The 17,398-nt window shown below is 64.3% G+C and carries 13 protein-coding genes; 6 read left to right on the top strand and 7 right to left on the bottom strand.

Going from position 1 to position 17,398, the window contains the following annotated elements:
* Nucleotides 1-1,018 precede the first annotated feature (1,018 nt).
* Both CXQ91_RS21285 and CXQ91_RS21280 read right to left on the bottom strand, forming a co-directional pair.
* Entirely contained in the window at nt 1,019-2,218 is a 1,200-nt protein-coding gene (locus CXQ91_RS21285) for a thiolase family protein (protein WP_104175871.1), read from the bottom strand.
* A 130-nt stretch (nt 2,219-2,348) separates the two neighbouring features.
* On the bottom strand, nt 2,349-3,725 hold the full coding sequence (locus tag CXQ91_RS21280) for an NAD-dependent succinate-semialdehyde dehydrogenase (protein WP_104175870.1): 1,377 nt from the start codon (nt 3,723-3,725) through the stop codon (nt 2,349-2,351).
* 214 nt (nt 3,726-3,939) lie between these two features.
* On the opposite strand from CXQ91_RS21280, the gene CXQ91_RS21275 reads away from it, so the two are divergent.
* Both CXQ91_RS21275 and CXQ91_RS21270 read left to right on the top strand, forming a co-directional pair.
* The gene (locus CXQ91_RS21275; protein WP_258074203.1) at nt 3,940-4,701 is read left to right on the top strand and encodes an enoyl-CoA hydratase/isomerase family protein; all 762 of its coding nucleotides are present in this window, start codon (nt 3,940-3,942) and stop codon (nt 4,699-4,701) included.
* Nucleotides 4,698-5,576: a 3-hydroxyacyl-CoA dehydrogenase family protein gene (locus CXQ91_RS21270; RefSeq protein ID WP_104175868.1), complete on the top strand. Its 879-nt coding sequence runs from the start codon at nt 4,698-4,700 to the stop codon at nt 5,574-5,576. The genes CXQ91_RS21275 and CXQ91_RS21270 overlap by 4 nt, the downstream gene beginning before the upstream one ends.
* A 165-nt stretch (nt 5,577-5,741) precedes the next feature.
* On the opposite strand, the gene CXQ91_RS21265 is transcribed toward CXQ91_RS21270, so the two are convergent.
* From CXQ91_RS21265 to CXQ91_RS21255, 3 genes are all read right to left on the bottom strand, one after another.
* The gene (locus CXQ91_RS21265; RefSeq protein WP_104175867.1) at nt 5,742-7,394 is read right to left on the bottom strand and encodes an NAD(P)/FAD-dependent oxidoreductase; all 1,653 of its coding nucleotides are present in this window, start codon (nt 7,392-7,394) and stop codon (nt 5,742-5,744) included.
* Nucleotides 7,395-7,444: 50 nt separating this feature from the next.
* Entirely contained in the window at nt 7,445-8,371 is a 927-nt protein-coding gene (locus CXQ91_RS21260; protein ID WP_104175866.1) for an alpha/beta hydrolase, read from the bottom strand.
* Between the two features lie 159 nt (nt 8,372-8,530).
* Nucleotides 8,531-9,286, bottom strand: a complete 756-nt coding sequence (locus CXQ91_RS21255; RefSeq protein ID WP_104175880.1) for an SDR family NAD(P)-dependent oxidoreductase — start codon at nt 9,284-9,286, stop codon at nt 8,531-8,533.
* A gap of 259 nt (nt 9,287-9,545) precedes the next feature.
* Between CXQ91_RS21255 and CXQ91_RS21250 the strand changes: the two genes are divergently transcribed.
* Nucleotides 9,546-10,622 (top strand): alcohol dehydrogenase, encoded by a 1,077-nt coding sequence (locus tag CXQ91_RS21250; protein WP_104175865.1) that lies wholly within the window; start codon nt 9,546-9,548, stop codon nt 10,620-10,622.
* A 6-nt stretch (nt 10,623-10,628) separates the two neighbouring features.
* Nucleotides 10,629-12,461 (top strand): sigma-54-dependent Fis family transcriptional regulator, encoded by a 1,833-nt coding sequence (locus tag CXQ91_RS21245; RefSeq protein ID WP_104175864.1) that lies wholly within the window; start codon nt 10,629-10,631, stop codon nt 12,459-12,461.
* Between the two features lie 61 nt (nt 12,462-12,522).
* On the opposite strand, the gene CXQ91_RS21240 is transcribed toward CXQ91_RS21245, so the two are convergent.
* Entirely contained in the window at nt 12,523-13,419 is an 897-nt protein-coding gene (locus tag CXQ91_RS21240; protein WP_104175863.1) for a LysR family transcriptional regulator, read from the bottom strand.
* A 111-nt stretch (nt 13,420-13,530) separates the two neighbouring features.
* On the opposite strand from CXQ91_RS21240, the gene CXQ91_RS21235 reads away from it, so the two are divergent.
* Entirely contained in the window at nt 13,531-14,778 is a 1,248-nt protein-coding gene (locus CXQ91_RS21235; protein WP_104175862.1) for a CaiB/BaiF CoA-transferase family protein, read from the top strand.
* The gene (locus CXQ91_RS21230; RefSeq protein ID WP_104175861.1) at nt 14,778-15,977 is read left to right on the top strand and encodes an acyl-CoA dehydrogenase family protein; all 1,200 of its coding nucleotides are present in this window, start codon (nt 14,778-14,780) and stop codon (nt 15,975-15,977) included. Before CXQ91_RS21235 ends, CXQ91_RS21230 begins: the two co-directional genes overlap by 1 nt.
* A gap of 201 nt (nt 15,978-16,178) precedes the next feature.
* Here CXQ91_RS21230 and CXQ91_RS21225 read toward each other — a convergent pair whose 3' ends face one another.
* On the bottom strand, nt 16,179-17,207 hold the full coding sequence (locus CXQ91_RS21225) for a helix-turn-helix domain-containing protein (RefSeq protein ID WP_146072405.1): 1,029 nt from the start codon (nt 17,205-17,207) through the stop codon (nt 16,179-16,181).
* Nucleotides 17,208-17,398: the final 191 nt, after the last annotated feature.

The raw sequence follows: 17,398 nt of genomic DNA, 5'->3' as shown, positions 1-17,398 counted from the left end.
TCTGGGAAGCAGCCTGCCGGTGCCCGAATTGGCTCCAGGTGCGCAGGCTCGCGGTAGCCGCATGTCTCATCATGGATGCTTCCACGCCTGCCATATGGGGTCCGGTGGACCAGAGCAGGCGAGGACGACGGCGCGGCCTCGGTCCGGAACATTGCCGTCCCGCTGACTAGCGGCAAGCTTCAACGTCGGACCCTGGTCCCTGTACTCTAGCTCGAAGCCGTTCACCCTTTCAGGATTTCGATGGGGGCATGGCCTACCTGCTCCATCACCCGCAGGTACACCTGCAATGTATGGCAGCGCCTCAACGAATTCCCCCGGGACTCCAACCAGGGAATTCCTCGCTAAGCCGCCTGCATTGACGACATCGCGCGGGCCCAACGGCTGCCTCCGGCCATACCAATTTCCCCACGTCCTTCGTAAGGCGCCAGCCTCGGTGTGATACAGCGTGCCATCGCAATAGCTTGCCGAAGCAATCCGACGAACCGGCGAGATCGGAAGAGGAGTCCAGCATCCGAATGTATCGTGGTCCCTGTCAGTGGCGAGACCACAAAGCGCCATCCAGCGCTGACAGCGCGGACGCCGCTGACGAGGATTTCACCTGTATCTCCGAACCGCGGACGTAGTGTCTGCTTGAGCGCCGAATTCTCCCGTCACGGAGTCCACGTTGGATGAGAGCGGTTTCGGCTCAGAAGATACTGATTCGGCGGAACCCCGTATGCCTCGAGCAGATGAATCACGAACCACCTCCCCTCGACAACGCTTGGCTAAGCGATGAGTGGCTGGCTGATGCTAACCAGCCGAATCCGAGAGCACTTTGTCGAGGTAAGCGAACCGGGGGCAAAGGAACATGGCCGAAGCAGAAGAACAACGCGTCCTTGAGCTGCAGGAGCGCTTTAAGGACCAGGCGCCGCAGGCCTTCCCAGCTGGTCCGGGTCAGCCGCGAGGACTGGGACAACAACGGAGCCTAGCCGAACGCCCTCCCGATCCGCCTCACGACTATTTACACGGGTGGAACCGCTCAGCCCGTCTCTGAGCCCGTGACGTTTTCGAGGACGATGGCGAGGCCCTGGCCGACGCCGATGCAGATCGCGGCGACGCCCCAGCGCTGGCCGGTGGCCTGCAGCGTGCGGGCCAGGGTGCCGAGGATCCGGCCGCCCGAGGCGCCCAGCGGGTGGCCCATCGCGATCGCGCCGCCGTGCCTGTTCACAATGGCCGGGTCGATGCCCCAGGCGGTGATGCAGGCCAGGGACTGCGCGGCGAAGGCCTCGTTGAGTTCGACGGCGCCGACCTGGTCCCAGCCAATCCCGGCCTTGGCGAGGGCCTTGTTCGCGGCCTCCACGGGGGCGTAGCCGAAGTACTGGGGATCGTTGGCGTGCGCGCCCCGCCCGGCGATCCGGGCCAGCGGGTCCATGCCCAGCAGGGCTGCGGCGTTCTCGGAGCCGAGCCACGCCGCGGACGCGCCGTCCGAGAGCGGGGACGCGTTCCCGGCGGTGACGGTCCCGTCCTCGGTCCGGAACACCGTCTTCAGGCCGGCGAGTTTGGCGGCCGAGGACCCGGGACGGATGCCCTCGTCCCGGACCAGGCCCGTGCCCGGGACCACGGTCACGAGCCTGTCGTAGAAGCCCTCGTCCCAGGCGGCCGCGGCGAGGTTGTGCGAGGCCGCAGAGAACTCGTCCTGCGCCTGGCGGGTGATCCCGTATTTGTCGGCGAGGCGTTCGGTGGCCTCGCCGAGGGAGATGGTCCAGTCCTTGGGCATGGCCTTGTTCACCAGGCGCCAGCCCAGTGTGGTGGAGGCCAGGGTCATGTCCCCGGCCGGGTAGGGCTTCTCGGTCTTGGGCAGCACCCACGGGGCGCGGGACATCGACTCGGCGCCGCCGACCAGCATCAGCTCCGCGTCTCCGGTGTTGATCTGCCGGGACGCGATGATCACCGCGTCCAGCGAGGACCCGCACAGCCGGTTCACCGTGGTGCCCGGGATCGAGACCGGCAGGCCCGCCAGGAGCGTTCCCATCCGGGCAATGTTGCGGTTTTCCTCGCCCGCGCCGTTGGCGTTGCCGAACACCACCTCGTCGATCCGCTCGACGTCCAGCGCCGGGGCGCGCTTCACGGCTTCACCGATCACATGCGCGGCCAGGTCATCCGGGCGGACACCGGCGAGCCCGCCGCCGAACTTCCCGAACGGGGTCCGGACGGCATCGTAAACAAAAGCGTGATTCATTACTTCCTCTAAAGTCTGTCGGGCCCAACCAAGCAGCAGCTGGGGCCGTTTTAAGGACTTAAAACGGCCCTTGCTGCCAGCTATGTGGGCGCGCTGGTGGCTTCTGCCAGCGGCAGCGATTCGGGCGGGTCTAGGCTGACGGGATCCGGATGAGCTTCTTGTTGGCGAATTCGTTGATTCCGTATTGCGCCAGTTCACGTCCAACGCCGGACCGCTTCACCCCGCCGAACGGAAGGTCAGGGGCGCTTCGACTGATGCTGTTGATCCAGACCGCGCCGGTTTCGAGCTGTTCGGCAAGCTCCTGTGCGGCCTTGACGTCGGCGGTGTAGATGGAGCTTGAGAGGCCGAAGGGTGAGTCGTTGGCCAGGTCAATGGCAGCTTGGGGAGAGTCCACCCGATAAACCACCGCAGCGGGGCCGAAGATCTCTTCCGAGTATGCCCGCATTTCGGGCGTCACACCGGTCAGGACCGTTGCGGGGTAATAAGCGCCTGATTCGTTAGGTGCGTCCCCACCCGTGACAGCTGTCGCGCCCTTGGAGACGGCGTCCTGGACCAGTTCCGCGATGTCGTCCACGGAGGCCTTGGAAGACAGCGGACCGAAGGTCGTCTTCTCATCGGTCGGATCGCCCGGTGCGATCTTGGCCATGGCCTCGGTGTAGCGGCGCAGGAATTCGTCGTAGATGTCGCCGACGATGATGAAGCGCTTGGACGCTGTGCAGGCCTGGCCTCCGTTGTACATCCGGCCCGCCACGGCGCCGGCGACGGCCTTGTCCAGATCGGCATCAGGCAGCACGATGAACGGGTCGGAGCCGCCCAGCTCCAGCACATACTTCTTCATATGGCGTCCGGCGACTTCCGCCACGGCGGATCCGGCCTTTTCGGAGCCGGTCAGGGAGACGCCCTGTACCCGCGGGTCTGCGATCATGGTCGCGATCTGGCCGCTGGTGACGAACGCATTGATGTACACGTCCGCGGGCAGCCCGGCATCGCGGAACACCGCTTCGATGGCCAGCGCCGACTGCGGGCAGTTGCGCGAGTGCTTGAGGATCACGGTGTTGCCCAGCGCGATGTTGGGGGCGGCGAACCGGGCGACCTGATAGTAGGGGAAGTTCCACGGCATGATGCCGACGAGCGGTCCGATGGGCTCGGTGCGGACAACGGCTGAACCTGGGCCGCTGATGTCCAGGGGTTCATCCCTGAGGAAGCGCTCGGCGTTATCCGCGTAGTAGGCGTAGATCGAGGCCACGAGGGCAACTTCGCCACGGGCCTCGGCGATGGGCTTGCCCACCTCCAGAGTCAGCAGAGCTGCGAGTTCCTCGGAGCGTTCGCGGTGAAGTTCGGCGACGCGGGTCAGGACCTCCGCGCGTTCGGCCAGCGGAGTGGAGCGCCAGGAACGGTATTCAGTGAAGGCGCGCTTGAGCACATCCTGGACTTCCTCGTTAGTGAGGATCGGGAACTCGGCAACGCGTTCTCCGGTTGCCGGGTTGATGGTTGCGTAGTTGCTCATGGCCGAATCTCTTTCTGGTGGTGCGTCCTTGGTCTTAGCAATCACGATCCCAGCTTCCGCCTATGCAGTCCAATACTTATTCTCAGCATGATCAATGTTGTTTCTGAATCAATGACGGATCGCCCGGCCGCCGTCCCAGTTATTATGATTCTGCAATAATTCGTCATCCATTAGGTATTGGACGCTGGGTAATTGGCGGTGCAAAGGTGGGCTGGTGAAGACCATCAAGATCCACGACGCGGGCGCGACCGTCCATGTCGAGCTCAATAGACCTGAAGTCCGCAACGCCATCGACCAGCACATGGTCGATGAGTTGCATTCCGTATGCGCCGATTTGGAGCGGAAGCCCAGAATCCTCATCCTCTCCGGGACGCAGCTTCCCTCCGGCGGCATCTTTGCCTCGGGGGCTGACATCGCCCAGCTCCGCGAACGGCGCCGTGACGACGCCCTGGCCGGCATCAATTCCGGCCTCTTCCAGAGAATCTCCAAGTTGCCGATGCCTGTGATCGCCGCGGTTGACGGGTTTGCGCTCGGTGGCGGCGCTGAACTGGCCTACGCAGCGGACTTCCGGATTGCCACGCCACGGGCAAAAATCGGCAATCCCGAAACAGGCCTCGGTATTCTCGCTGCCGCCGGCGCAGGCTGGCGCCTCGTGGAACTCGTGGGCGAGCCCCTGGCGAAGGAAATACTGCTCAGCGGAAAAGTGCTCGACGGTGCAGCGGCGCTGGCTGTTCGGCTCGTCACCGAATTGCATGACCCAGACCAGCTCATCCCGGCAGCTTTTGCCCTCGCAGCGCGGATCCAAACCCAGGATCCGCTTGCTGTCCGTCTCACCAAGAGTGTCCTGCAGGCACCACGATCCGCACACCCGGCCATCGACGAACTCGCCCAAGGCATCCTCTTTGAATCGGAAGCAAAGTTTGAGCGGATGCAGGCGTTTCTGGACCGGAAAAACCACAAAGGAACCAGCAAATGACCATCCCCACTTCCCTGACCGAAGCCCCCGGCGTCCCCACGAGGGTAGGTGTTCTCGGCGGAGGCCGGATGGGCGCCGGCATCGCCCACGCCTTCCTTGTTTCCGGAGCGGAGGTGACCGTCGTCGAACGTGACGCGGCAGCTGCCGCCGCCGCACTCGACCGCGTCACCCGGACGCTGGCCAAGGCCATTGAGAGGGCTTCAGTAACGGAGGATCTGGACTCGCTGCTCGGCCGGTTCTCAGTCTCGACGGACGCCGTCGACTTCGGCAGCGCCGGTCTGGTCGTCGAAGCCGTCCCGGAGGACTTCACGCTGAAGCAGTCCGCGTTGCTCAACGTTGAGCGCCACCTTGGCGCGGATGCCTGGATCGCCACCAACACCTCCTCACTGTCGGTCACCAAGCTGGCTGCCACCCTCGGCAGGCCGGAGCGGCTGTGCGGGCTGCACTTCTTCAATCCGGTCCCGGCGTCAACGCTGGTAGAAGTCGTCCTTGGCCCCCAGTCCGCCCCCGAACTTGCCAACGCCGCCACCGGCTGGGTCCGCGGTCTCGGCAAGACCCCCATCGTGGTGAACGACGCTCCTGGCTTCGCGAGTTCGCGGCTGGGCGTTGCACTGGCACTGGAGGCCATGCGGATGCTCGAAGAAGGCGTGGCCAGTGCGCAGGACATCGACGCCGCCATGGAGCTCGGCTACCGGCACGCCTCCGGACCCCTGCGAACCACGGACATAGTCGGACTGGACGTCCGCCTTGGAATCGCCGAATACCTGCACGAAACGCTCGGCGAACGCTTCGCCCCGCCCCAGATCCTCCGCGACATGGTGGCGCGCGGGGAACTGGGACGCAAGTCCGGCAAAGGCTTCTACGACTACTCCTAATTAAGCGGCCCGAGTGTGGGAGGCAAGCGTTCGATGGCTTGCCTCCCTTTCTTGGTGCAACGGGCCGCCGCAAGGGCGCCCCAGTACGGATTGCCGCCAACGCGGAACGGCGGCCGCCACTTCCCCAGGGTGTGGCAGCCGCCGTCGACAGCGTCTTGGTTCTGGCTACTCCGCCGGAGCGAGTACCTTCAGGTCGAAGCCTTCGTAGCCCGCCTCGCGGACTTCTGCGAGCTTGTTCCGGTAGTTGCCGAGGCCTCCGAGGTAGAACATGACGGTCTTCGTCTTGCCCGGGATGTTGGCGCCGAAGATCCAGGAGTCGGCCTTCGGGAAGAGCGTCATATCGGCGATCTCCTGGCAGGTCCGGGTCCAGGCTTCCTCGGCCTCTGCGGTCGGCTCCACAGAGGCAACCTGTCCGGTCTCGGCGTCGTTGATCAGCTGCGAGATCCACTCGACCTGGGCCTCGATGCTCGGCGGCAGGTTGGTGAAGGGGCCATTGGGGCCGAGGATCATGAACATGTTCGGGAATCCTGCTGTGGTGACTCCGAGGTAGCTGGTGGGTCCGTCCTGCCAGTGCTGCTGGATGGTCTCGCCGCCGCGGCCACGGATGTCCATCCGGGTGTAGTTTCCGTCCACGGCGTCGAAGCCTGTGGCGAAGATCAGGACGTCGATCTCGTGCTCCACGCCGTCCGAGGTCCTGATGCCCGTGGGCGTCAGTTCGACGATCGGCGTCTCCTTGACCGAGACCAGCTCTACGTTGTCCCGGTTGAATGTGGCGTAGTAGCCGCTGTCGCACAGGGGGCGCTTGGCGTAAAGGTCGGTCGGAGTGAGCTTGCGGGCCGTCTCCGGGTCCTTGACGATCTCGGCGATCTTGCCGCGGACGAATGCTGCGGCGGCTTCGTTGGCGTCCCGGTCCGTGGCGATGTCGCCGAAGGTGTTGAACATGAAGCGGAATCCGCCGCCGGTTTCCCAGGCCTTCTGGAAGACGGCCTGCCGTTCCGTTGCGGAGACGCTCATAGCCGGAACGGTGCTTTCCTCGAACCCGAAGGCGACGCCGGAACCCCGGACCTGTTCCCAAATCTTGCTGTAGTCCTTCTTGACGGACGCCACGTATTCCGGCGTGACAGTGGTGTTGCCGACGGGGACGCTGTACTGCGGTGAGCGCTGGAAGACGGTGAGGTGTCCGACCTTGGGTGCAATGGCGGTGATGATCTGCAGGCCGGTGGAGCCGGTGCCGATCACGCCGACGCGCTTGCCGGTCAGGTCCACGCCTTCGGGCCAGGCGCCGGAGTGGTAGATCTCGCCTTCGAAGGTGTCGATACCCGGAATGTTGGGGATATTGGTGGCCGAGAGCAGGCCGAGGCCGTTGACAATGTACTTCGCCGTGATGGTTTCGCCGGTGTCAGTGCCGATGGTCCAGCGGTTGGCCGACTCGTCGTAGTGCGCGGAGGTGATACCGGTGTTGAGCTGAATATCCTTGCGCAGGTCATAGCGGTCCACAACGTGTTCGAGGTACCGGAGGATTTCCGGCTGGGTCACGTACTTGTGGGTCCAGTCCCACTCATTCAGCAGTTCGTCGTCGAATGAGTAGCGGTAGACATAGCTCTCGGTGTCCGACAGGGCACCCGGGTAGCGGTTCCAGTACCAGGTGCCGCCGACGCCGCCGGCGCGGTCGAAGGCGCGGACGTTGAGTCCGAGTTCGTTGCGCAGCTTGTGCAGCATGTAGATGCCGCCAAAGCCGGCGCCGACGACGACGGCGTCGAGTTCAGCGGGAGAGGTGGGAGAGGTGGCGGGGGCAGTTTGCCCGTGGTTTTCAGCCATGATGGATACTCCTTTGTATTTTAGGTCTTGTGTTGTGGGGTGGCCGGGGCTCAGTACTTGTACCAGCCGGCGATGCGGGCGAGTTCGGCGTCGGCGACCTCGGAGTTGCCGGCGAGGAACGGGAAGACGTGCTGCTGGTCCTCGGCGATGGAGAGGGTCACGTCGACGCCGGCGGCCTCGGCCAGTGCGGCCAGGCGGGTGGCGTTGTCCAGGAGGGATTCGACGGCGCCGGCGGTGATGTATAGGCGCGGGAACCCGGTGAAGTCGGCGTAGAGGGGGTTGGCCAGCGGGTTCTGCGGGCTGACGGAATCGCCCAGCACGCCGGCGATCATGCCCTCGAGCAGCGGGACGGAGATCAGGGCGTCCGTGGCGTCGTTGGTGATGAGGGTTTGGCCCTTGTTCTCCATGTCCAGCCACGGTGAGAAGACGATAACCTGGCCGGGCTGTGGCTCGCCCTGTTCCTTGAGCGCCAGGGCGATGGCGATGGCGATGTTGCCGCCGGCGGAATCGCCAATGGTGGTGATGTCGTGCGGGTGGATGCCGCTCTCAACGAGAGCCTTGAAGGCGGCGACGCCGTCTTCGACCTGGGCGGGGTGCGGGTGCTCGGGTGCCCGGCGGTAGTCAAGGACAAAGGTAACGACGCCGAGAGCCTTGGCAACGTGGCCGGCAAGCTTCCGGTGGCTTGCTGCTGAGCCGACCGCGAAGCCGCCGCCGTGGGTGTAGAGCAGCACTTTCGTCCGGTCGGCACCTTCCGGGAAGGCCCAGATGCCGGGGACGCCGCCGACGACGTCCTCCTTGTAGGTGACTGCTTCGGGCTCCCGGGTGGGCTGGTGCCACTCGTCGAAGATGCTGCGGAACAGGCGCATCGTCAGATCCGGAGTGGTGGCGATGATGTTGGACCAGTCCGCGTAAAGGTCGCGGAGGGCATCGGTCGCCTGGGAAGTTTCAGTCGCTGCTGCTTCGGTCGAGATTGTCATCTCATACTCCTTCGTATGGAGGGCCTCCCGAGCCTCGCCCGGGGTGCTGATGGATCGGAATCTTGGTGCGTTTTGCCGCTAGATATAGCGTGGATCACATTTGTGCCGGCCCAGTGTTCCACTTTGAAACACCGGGCCGGCACCGGACCCGCCCGGGAGCTACTGCGTGGTGTAGCCGCCGTCAACGACGAGTTCCGCACCCGTGACGAAGGACGCTTCATCCGAGGCGAGGAAGAGGACGGCCTGGGAGACTTCTTCGGGCCGTCCCGGCCGCCCGAGGATGGTTGTTCCCAACAGGGCCTTCGCGCCTTCCGGTGTTGCCATCAGTTCCTTGGTCATCTCGGTGTCAATCACGCCCGGGTGCACGGAGTTGACCCGGATGCCGAACTTGGCAAGATCGACCGCCGCAGCCTTGGAGAGCAGGCGCACTGCGCCCTTGGACGCCTGGTAGGCCGCGGCGCTGGGTGCCCCGATGAGTCCGTAGATCGAGGAAATGTTCACGATGGAGCCCCCACCGGCTGCCTGAAGCGCAGGTGCCGCCAGCTTGCAGCCCAGGAAGGTTCCCTTGGCGTTGATATTCAGGGTGCGGTCCCATTCCTCCTCGTCTGTCTCGTCGAGGGGTTTGAGGATGAGGATGCCGGCATTGTTGACGAGGACGTCCAGCTTGCCGAATTCATTGACGGCTTCTTCCAGCACACGCTGCCAGTCGTCGGACCGGGTGACATCATGCGTGATGAAGAGTGCGGAACCCCCGGCGTCGTTGATCTCCTCTGCCACGGCCTTTCCGGCGGCTTCCCGGACGTCCGTGATGACGACCTTGGCCCCTTCTGCGGCGAGGAGCAGGGCGTGCGACCTGCCCATGCCCTGGGCGGCTCCGGTGATGAGTGCAACTTTTCCTGACATGCGTCCTGCCATGGTCATTCTCCTTTGAATGCGACAACGTAGGCCCGGTTCCTCCGGGCCGAGGACCCTTCAAGCGGGGTAGTCAATTCTTATGTGACGTGGATCTCACGATGGTGTGCCGATTTGGAACAGCGCATCACCGCCAGCATTCGGCGGAGGCTTCGATTGTTGCCCCCTGCGCATAAACGACGCCGTGATTTGGTATTGGATTCCTATCAGCGCGGGTGCCATCCTTGAATGAATACAGTCAGCGCAACGATGCGAGGTCACCATGCACGCTTTTGCCGTTTTCCAAGACAGCCCCGAGATCCAGGACATCGAACTGCCGGACCCGGTGCCGACAGGAACCGAAGTCCTCTTGAGGGTGATCCGCTCGGGCGTGTGCCACACGGACACCCACCTTCGTGAGGGTTCGTACGACCTGGGCAGCCGGGGAGCGTTGAAGCTCGTGGACCGGGGCGTCACTTACCCGCTGGTCATGGGGCACGAAGTCGTCGGTGTCGTCGAGAAAGTCGGGGACCTTGTGCACGGGACCAAACCCGGGGACATCAGGCTGGTCTATCCCTGGATTGGCTGCGGCACGTGCCGGGATTGCCTGGCCGGCCGCGACAACGTCTGCGCCAACGGACGCAACCTTGGAGTCACGGAGCACGGCGGCTACGCCGAGCAGATCCTGGTCCGCGCCGAAAAGTACCTCGTGGACATCGAGGGCCTGGACCTCAGCTGGGCGGCGACGCTGGCGTGCTCGGGCCTGACGGCCTTCAGCGCAGTGAACAAAGTCCTCCCGCTGGGGCCGGACGAACCTGTTGTGGTGATTGGCGCCGGCGGAGTCGGGCTCACCGCCATCGCTACCCTCAGCGCGCTGGGGCACCAGGCCATCTGCGCCGTCGACATTTCGGAGCGGAATCTCCAGCTGGCCCGTGAGGTCGGCGCCAGCACAACTGTTCAATCCACCGATCAAGGTCTCAGCGCCAAGATCATCGGCGCAAACGGAGGCCCGGTAACAGCCGTCATCGACTTCGTGAACAACAGCCAAACGGCACCCGTAGCCTTCGACTCCCTGCGCAAGGGTGGCCAACTGGTTCAGGTAGGGCTCTTCGGCGGCGAACTGACGGTCCCGACCGCACTCATGGCCCTTAAGATGCTCACGATCCGAGGCAGCTTTGTGGGCAACCCCGAGGAGCTGAACCAGCTCGTCGCCTTGGCCAAGCAGGATGCGATTCCCCACATTCCGATCATCGACGCCGAGCTCTCCGCCGGATCTGTGGGCGAGAACCTGGACAAGCTCACGCAGGGCGGCGTCCCCGGACGTGTGGTGCTGCGCGCGGCAGACGGTGCCCAGGGCTGACCAGCCATGCAAAACCCGCGCAACGTTCCCGACGATGCCCTTCGCGCTGCCCGGGAACACCTCATCCGCCGGGGCCTCCGGGATGGGACACAGCTGGCGGAAATCGTCTCCCCGGACATCGAACACAGCTGGCGCCGCTCGATCGGCGTGGAGGCTTCGGCGCGGCCCGAGGCGTTTCTGTTCGTCAATGATTTCGATCCGGACGGGATCCTGATCCGTGCGGCCAAGAGTGTGATGGACCACTGGCTGCAAAGCCTCAGCGGTATGGGCATCTCTTTGTTCCTCAGTGACCAGTCCGGCCAGATTATTGCCCGCAGGCTCGGCGACAAGGCACACGGCAACCGTTTCGACGAGGCCTATGCCGCGGAAGGGTTCAATTTTTCGGAGCGCTCGGTCGGGACCAACGGGCTCGGCACGCCCATCGAAGGACGCCAGGCCGTGTTTGTCCGGGGAGCGGAGCATTTCAACGAGGCACTGTCCCCGCTGGCCTGTGCAGGGGCGCCGATCATGCACCCCGTTACGCGCCGCGTGATAGGTTCCATTTCCTTCGCCTGCGACACCGGTTTGGACAACCCGCTCATGCTGGCCATGTCCCGGGAAGCGAGCAGCCAGATCGAACGGCGTTTGCTCGACCTCGGCAGCGCAACGGGACTCGCCTTGGGGATGTCGCAGCTGCGGCTGAGCTCCTCCAGAGCCCCGGTCATCATGCTCGATGCCCAGGCTGTGATGACCAACATTTCCGGTCTGGCGGTCATGAGCAGTGAACTGCACACCACACTGTGGGAGCAGCTGCGCGGTCTCGAATGGACCGGCGCCAAACAAACCATCGAGATACCGTCCCTGAATGTGGACGCCACCGTCCAGCGGATCGACGATTCCGGCGGGAGTTCTGCCTTCGCGTTGGAGCTCTCACGCATACCTGATGCCGCGAGCATTCCACGGAAGGTCGATGCCGATTTGCCCGGCACCGACTCTTCGGGTGTAGGGGCTGCGTTTCCGCACGTTGTGCGCAGTGCCTTTGACCGGGCGGGCCAGGGACCCGGGGCGATCGCCGTGTGCGGGCAGGGCGGCTCCGGCAAGCTTCATCACACGCTCGCCTGGCTCAACGGACAGGACTCCGGTCCGGGTCCGTTGATCCTCGATGCCTGCCTCCTTCCGGAAGAAAAGGATGCCAGCTGGTTCCAGGCCGCCCGCGAAGCCATCGCAGACGGTCGAAGCGTTATCCTGCGGCATCTTGAGGATCTGCCCCGGAGCGAGTTGAACAGGCTCAAGGCTCTGGACGCGGCGGTGCGCCAGCAGCCGGAGCACCCTCCGGCAGGCCAAGACCGGGCAGCTCCTTCTCCGGCCCGGCTGGTTCTGACCATGAATCCCGAGGCGTGCCCGGACTTCGTCTCGGACGTCGTCTCACAAATCGCTGCGCGTGTGACTGTGCCGACTCTGTCCGAAACCAAGGAACGTATCCCCGTGCTGGCTGCGCATTTCCTGGATGCGGCCGCGCCTGCCGACAGATCCACGCTCTCTGCGGTCGCGCTGCAGGGGCTCATGCGCTGGCGGTGGCCGGGCAACGTCGCAGAACTGCGCGCCACCCTCGAGTCGCTGGGGCGCGCCCATCCCGGTCGCGTGCTGCAGGCCAATGACCTCCCGGAACATTTCAGGAACACTGGCAGGCGCACCCTGTCCAAACTCGAATCCCTGGAGCGCGACGCGATCGTTGCCGCCCTGGAACAAAGCGGGGGGAACCGCTCTGTCGCTGCGGAAGCCCTGGGGATGGGCCGAACCACCCTTTACCGGAGACTCCGTGCCCTGGGCATCGAGACGCCGGAGTTCATGGCCCCCTGACCGGGTCAAAGACAACCGTCATGACGCCGCCTTAGTCTGGCGCCCGTCATCCGGGTTCGTGTCAGCCGGCGCCGGGCAGGATCCGCTCGGCCAGCTCCAGTACCGCCCGCAGGGCAGGGCTGGAATGGTCCCGGCGCCAGGCCATCCGCAGCTCCACCGGAATCGTTTTGTCCATAACCTTCACGAAACGCACGTGGGGGTCCGTGACCGCGTCGGCCACCGAGGACAGCGTGAGCGTGCAGCCTACCTCCGCCCCGACCAGTGAGAGAGCAGTCCAGGAATCCGGGACGACCTGAACGATGTCCAGCTCGAACCCGGCGGCGTGTGTTAGTCGCCGGAGCCTGTCGTTCAGCACCGCCCCGGCATGAGGCGGCAGTGAAACGAAGGTGTCGCCGCGGAAGTCAGCCATCCGGGCTTCACCGGCGCCGGCCAGGCGGTGGCTCGCGGGGACGGCGACCACGAGGTCCTCCGCTGCAAGCAGGCGCGTTTCAATCCCGGCAGCAATGTAGTCCCAACGACCGAGGGCGATGTCCACGTCGCCACTGACCACACGGTCCATGGCAGGTTGGGCAAAGTTCTGGCTGAAGAGCTCGATCTGGATGCCCGGGTGGTCGCGCCGGACCTCTCTGGCGAGCCGGCCCACCAGGGTATGGGTGGAGGCGCCGGCATAGGCGACCCGGACGCGCCCGACTTCTCCTTTGTCTGCCGCGCGGACCGCGATGCTCGCCCGGCGGGTGGCATCAATGATGTCCGTTGCCGGCCCGATGAACGCCTCTCCGGCGCCGGTCAGCTTGACGCTGCGGGTACTCCGGTCGAACAGACGGGTTCCCAGCTCCCGTTCCAGCTGCTGGATGCTGCGGCTGACCGGAGGCTGGGCCATGTGCAGCTTCTCCGCCGCGCGGCCAAAGTGCAGCTCTTCTGCCACCGCCAGGAAGGCGCGGATCTGTTGGATCTCCATGCAAGTGATTATTGCACCTGGTGCAACAAAAAGGCCATCAATAAGTATTGGACGGATAGCAATGCGGTCGGTCATGGTTGAGGGAGAGAACCCTATGCAAGGAGCTTTTTGATGGACAGCCAACACTCCGCCGCCCTTGAGACGTCGGCATTCGGCCGCAGTGCAGGCGGCCCTCTCAGCGGCATCGTGATCGCCGATTTCGGCAGGGTGCTGGCCGGACCGTACTGCACTATGCTCTTGGCAGATCTCGGGGCAACTGTGATCAAGATTGAGAGCCCGGCCGGGGACGAGACCCGGGCATGGAAACCGCCCACCCGCGGCGATGACTCAACGTATTTCCTGTCGATCAACCGCAACAAGACCTCCATCAAGCTCGATCTCCGCGATCCGGACGACCGCCGGACGGCGCAGCGCATCGCGGAACGGGCCGACGTCGTCGTCGAAAACTTCAAGCCGGGAGACTTGGTGCGCTACGGCCTGGACTACGACACAGTCGCGGCTACCAACAAGGAAGTTGTCTACGCCTCGATCACGGGCTTCGGGACGGCCGGGGGTGCCCAGCTCCCAGGCTACGATCTACTCATCCAGGCGCTGTCCGGACTGATGGACCTCACCGGGGCGCCGGACACCGGGCCCTTCCGTTCCGGAGTTGCGGTGTTCGACGTAATCACCGGACTTCACGCCTGCATCGGTATCCTCGCCGCACTCCGGCACCGGGATCGCATCGGAGAAGGCCAGCTGGTGGAAATGAACCTGATGTCTTCTGCCCTCTCCGGCATGGTGAACCAGACGGCCGCCGTGGTGCTGGGCGGGACCGTTCCCGTCCGGCTGGGAAACGAACATCCGAGCATCTACCCTTACGAGCCTTTCGACACCGGCGACGGGAAGCTGGTGATCGCGATCGGCAACGACTCCCAGTTCCGCACCTTCTGCGCCGCGATCGGCCGGCCGGCGCTTGCCACAGATCCGAGTTTCGAAAAGGCTCCGCTCCGCAGCGCCAACCGCACCGAACTGCGGCCGCTCCTGGTGGAGTGCCTCTCGGCCCGGACCGCTTCGGAGTGGTTCGACATATTTACCGAAGCGAAGCTCCCCTGCGCACCGATCCAGGATCTGCGTGCCGGGATCGAATTCGCCGAACGAATCGGGCTGGAGCCTGTCGTGACCGTGGGGCACGGAAAGAGTGCTCAGCCCGGGGTGCGCAACCCCATCCGGCTGTCCAAGACCCCGGTCAGCTACGACCTCACGCCGCCCGATCTCGACAGCGGCGCGGAGCTGGTGCGCGCCTGGCTCGGCGACGACGACAACCAATTCGCCGGCGTCTTTGCCGGCACTCCCACCCGATCCCACGAGGAGCACTGATGACCACCGCAACGGACGTTTCCGTCAATTCCGACTTCTACGCACTGGACGACTACCTCAATGACACCGACCGTGCGCTGATCGCCAGCGTCCGGTCCTTCGTCGAAAAGGACGTCAAGCCCATCATCAACGAATACTGGGAGAAGGCGGACTTCCCGTATCAGTTGGTGCCAAAATTCGCAGGGCTGGGAATCATCGGCACAGCCATCCAGGGCTATGGTTGCCCCGGGCTGACCCGGCTGCAGACCGGCCTCGTCGCGATGGAACTCTCGCGAGGTGACGGCAGCATCAACACCTTTAACGCCGTCCACTCCGGGCTGGCGATGGGCACCATCAACCTCCTCGGCAGCGACGAGCAGAAGCAGCGCTGGCTGGTGCCGATGGCGAAACTGGAAAAGCTCGGCGCGTTCGCGCTGACCGAACCGGACCACGGCTCCGACTCCGTGGCCCTGGAAACCTCCGCCCGGCTCGACGGCGAGCACTACGTCATCAACGGATCCAAACGCTGGATCGGGCTGGGCCACGTGGCGGACCTCGTTATCATTTGGGCCCGCGACACAACCGACCAAAAGGTGAAGGCCTTCGTCCTGGAAAAGAACGACGACGGCGGCTACCCCGCCGGATACAGTGCCGAGGCCATCACAGGAAAGATGGCCAAACGGGCGATCCAGCAGGCACAGATCGAGATCGACGGTCTGCGGATCCCCGCCGGAAACCTGCTGGCCAAGTCGAAGTCCTTCCGCGACGTCGGAGCGGTGCTCAACACCACCCGCAGCACTGTGGCTTGGGAATCGCTGGGCCACGCCACCGCCGCCTATGAGATGGCGGTCCAGTACGCCCGGGAACGCGTGCAGTTCGGCAAGCCGATTGCCAGCTACCAGCTGGTGCAGAACAAGCTTGCCAACATGCTTGCGGACCTCACGGCCATGCAGCTGATCTGCTTCCGTACCGCGGCACTTCAGGACGAGGGCCGGCTCAGCAACGAACAGGCTTCCCTGGCCAAGATGTTCACCGGGGACAAGGCGCGGACGCTGTGCCGGGATGCGCGTGACATGTTTGGCGGGAACGGGATCCTGCTGGAACACCACGTGGCTCGCCACCTGACCGACATGGAAGTGGTCCATACCTATGAAGGGACGGATTCCATCCAATCCCTGATCCTGGGCCGTGAGATCACCGGCATCTCAGCCTTCTCCTGACGAAACCGACGCCGGCAGGGTTCGGTACAGTTCCGGCACCCCCTCCATAGGGAACTGCTGCACTAAGAAAGCACGGCCATCCAACAGGGTGGCCGTGCTTTCGCATGGGGGACTGGGCTGTGGAAATCGAGCACATTCCTGACACGGAGTTAGGCGCGGGCTGCCGGCCGGCGATCAGGGCGTGCAACTGGCGGTCGGACCCTACAGTCCGTATCGACGGATTCTCTCGTAGAGCGTCCCGCGTGCGATGCGAAGTTGCTCTGCAGCGTCCGATTTGTTTCCGCGGCACTCCCTTAGCACCGATGCGATGATCTCCCGCTCGGCCAGCTCCAGCTGGCTCAGCTCGGGCAGGACTACCGTCCGGGGCCCGGCGTTGGAACCTTTCACGTGCGATCCAGCAAGGCTTGCGACACTCAGACGGCTGAGCACCAATGAACAGCCCTCCGCAGTCCTGGGAGGCATCACGGGCACGATCTGCGCACGAACGCCGGTGGGCAGGACAAACTCCTTGGTGAAGGGCCCTGCCTCTTCGACATAATGCCACAGCTGTTCCCGGTCAAACGATAGGCCGCCGAGACCATCCTCGGCGATCATGGTGTAACGGTCCAGTGTAATGACGGCCGCGCCCGTTCCCGCTTTCACCCGCAAATGGGCATCAAGAAGCCGCTGATGGCGGGCGCGGGACAGGCGGGTCAGCGAATCCTGAATGCCGGTCAGCAGCATGTTGAGCGCAATCTTCAGATGCGGGTTCGGCTCGCCGGCAAGGCACGTAACGTTAACGGCGCCGAGAAGTTTTCGCGTAATTGGGTGCAGGACCGGACTCGCTGCGCAGACGAGGTTGTGCATGCGCTCATCCAGGTGGTCGGTGCCTTGAACAATGGTGGAAGCGCGGGTCGCAAGCGCGACACCGACTCCATTCGTGCCCGCAGAACCCTGGGCGAGGTCGGCGCCCTCCGTTACATCTGCGCGCGCCAGATGCCGACGCAGGCTCGGAGCAGCTGCCCATTCGTAGGTCACCCTTCCATCGGCGTCAGTAAGGGCCAGCCAGGTCGTAGTCCCTTCAAGTGCCTCCTGCGTCGAGGAGATGGCTCTTCGCGCTACCTTCAAGAGAGACAACTGCTCCTCGGCCGAATTCGACATCTTGTTGTTCCTCCGCGTCATTGCGTGTGATGGAATCGTCCAGCCGGGCGCGAGAAACTCCGCTTCACAAGCTGAACTGGTGCCGGTCAATTTGACTGTCCCCTGTCGACGTCATGAGCGGCACCCTTCAAGTGTGACATAACCCACAATCGGGTTCGGCTCCACGGGCAAATTGTTCAAAAATTGAACACTTTGACCCACCAACACTTTGCTAAAGCCCCACCCCGGCGGGTGGGCAGCGGAGTTGAGCGGCCCGGACCCCACGGTCGGCAGCCCTCCTT

It is taken from the genome of Arthrobacter sp. Y81 (assembly GCF_002929335.1).
In the GTDB taxonomy this organism is placed as follows: Bacteria; Actinomycetota; Actinomycetes; order Actinomycetales; family Micrococcaceae; genus Arthrobacter.
Note: the sequence above shows the minus strand (reverse complement) of the source record. Positions and strands in the feature narration are given on the sequence as shown.